Below are 2130 nucleotides of genomic sequence, written 5' to 3' on the forward strand. Positions count from 1 at the left end.
GATTGACTAAAAGTTTTTATAGTGCTGAAGCTTGGAAACATCTCCCGGAGCATAAGTTAAGTGTCTGGTGAGGGTGTCTCTGCTGCGTCCCTTGCATACATATCACAAAGAGAGTTTTCAAAATGGTTAGAATGTCCTTTTATCCATTGAAATTCAATATATTTTCCATTACAGACATTATCAAAGTGAAGCCAATTCTCAATGTTTTTAACTGATTCTCCATTGATGGTTCTAAAATCATTTAATTTCCAACAAGGAATCCATTCTGTTAGGCCTTTCCTTACATATTGACTGTCAGTTACTATTCTTATTTTTTCAATGTCCTTTAGTAATTCAATAGCTTTTATAACTGCTATAAGTTCAGCTTGACTACTGCCTATTTCCCGAACTTTTTCTGTGTGTAGCTTATAATTTCCTTCTAAATCTTCTATTATAAAAGCAAAGCCACCATACTTTTTATTTTCGAAATAGCAGGCATCTGAAAATATTTTATAAATTTTTGCTTCGTATTTATCTTCATTTATAACATAACTATGATTATCATTGTTTCTCTTGTCTAAAACTACTATTTTACTTCTATCATTAAAAGCTGCTACATCTTTATTCCATCTTAAAACAAGTTTGACGTTAAAGCCCACATAGTAGGTATCTATACGTTTATTATGAAGCATTTTTCTAAGCTGATATTCGTTATCCTTAAGACAATAAGCCAAAGTATTATTATCAATAAAATTTAGTTCTTTTTTATAAGGGTTAAATTCTATTAAAGTATCTTCTATATCATTACTTATCTTGATTTTATAATTGTTATTTAGAACATCTATTATTTCCATTTTAAATAACAGCATTTTCATATGGGATTACTCCTTTAGCATGGGTTTATAACTAAACTAATATATTTTCTATATATTAATTTAAAGCTATTTTTATTCTGTTTACATATTTGCTATTTATCAAAAAATTTATTTATGTAAGTTCTTTCATTAATAGTTTTTATGCTTATATTATATATCAATATTATATATTAGCCTAGGCAACATGTGTTGAATTTTAAAGATTATATGCATTAATCTTTAAATTATTCAATAGTATTTATGAATAAATTTCTTTTTCTGTGGTTATTTGAGTAAAATAGTAATTAAGTTGTTTTTGTTGACAGTAAATTTGAATATTTAGAAGGATTATCCAATGTGTTATAGAATAGAAAATTATATACACAAATGATTGGAGAATGTCTGAATAGTTATCTCTATTAAGGATACAGGTATAGGTATTCCAAATGATAAGCTTGATATATTTGAGCGTTTTAGTCAAGTCGATACTTCCTTAAGCAGAAATAGTATCAAATAACTATATTATTTATTCAAACAATATAGTTGAAAGAGCCAATATTGAATTGTCAGATATTTATTCTAAGTAGTATAGGCTTAAGGAAAAGGTTTTAAAGGTTTTAATAGGAAAAATATAAAAAGGGATAGAGTGTATATTTTCAACTATACTTGCTATTTTGATTTTTCATTTAATCGTTAAGTGTGGTATACTATATAATGTAGTTGTATTTATTTGCCATAGTGCATTGGAAGTTTTACTATGTATTTTGTATAAAATAATATTTGGTAAAATTGTATGTTTTTTATTAAGAATATCTAAATAACTTTTTAAAAGTAGAGGGGGACTTAATAAATATAAATATAGAAGGAGGTATAATATGTCTAAATTTAGGAAAAAATTACCTGTTGATGCTTTAAGCTTAGTATGTGTATTAAGTCTAAGTACAATGTTTAATACTAAGGTAGTCAACGCTGCTACTGTGCAGGAAAATTTACAACAAATTCCAAGTATACAAACAAAACAGAAAAATTTGACGGAGGATACAATTTACTATTATAATATTCTAGCCGTTAATAATAGTTTATATACTCCAACTAGCTTTACTGCAAAAGCTAAAAGCAACTCTAAAATATCATTAGATTGGAATTCTGTTAGTGGAGCAACATCTTACTATATTTATAGATCAACTTCATCTTCTGGAACATATTCTAAGATTGATACTGTTACAACTTCAAGTTACACAGACGATAACTTGAAATCTAATAAAACCTATTATTATAAAATTAAAGCTCATAACAG

Annotated in this window: 1 protein-coding gene and 2 pseudogenes; 2 read left to right on the forward strand and 1 reads right to left on the reverse strand. The window is 26.5% G+C overall.

Annotation, left to right across the window (positions count from 1 at the left end):
• Positions 1–56: 56 nt before the first annotated feature.
• Complete coding sequence (locus tag I6U48_RS19625) at positions 57–854, reverse strand: ribonuclease H family protein (RefSeq protein WP_218322174.1); 798 nt, start codon at positions 852–854, stop codon at positions 57–59.
• Between the two features lie 385 nt (positions 855–1239).
• On the opposite strand from I6U48_RS19625, the pseudogene I6U48_RS19630 reads away from it, so the two are divergent.
• Both I6U48_RS19630 and I6U48_RS19635 read left to right on the forward strand, forming a co-directional pair.
• Positions 1240–1338: pseudogene (locus I6U48_RS19630) on the forward strand (ATP-binding protein); the annotation flags it as partial.
• 370 nt (positions 1339–1708) lie between these two features.
• Positions 1709–2130 (forward strand): annotated as a pseudogene (locus tag I6U48_RS19635) (hypothetical protein); the annotation flags it as partial.

It is taken from the genome of Clostridium thailandense (assembly GCF_019207025.1).
Lineage (GTDB): Bacteria > Bacillota > Clostridia > Clostridiales > Clostridiaceae > Clostridium_AM > Clostridium_AM thailandense.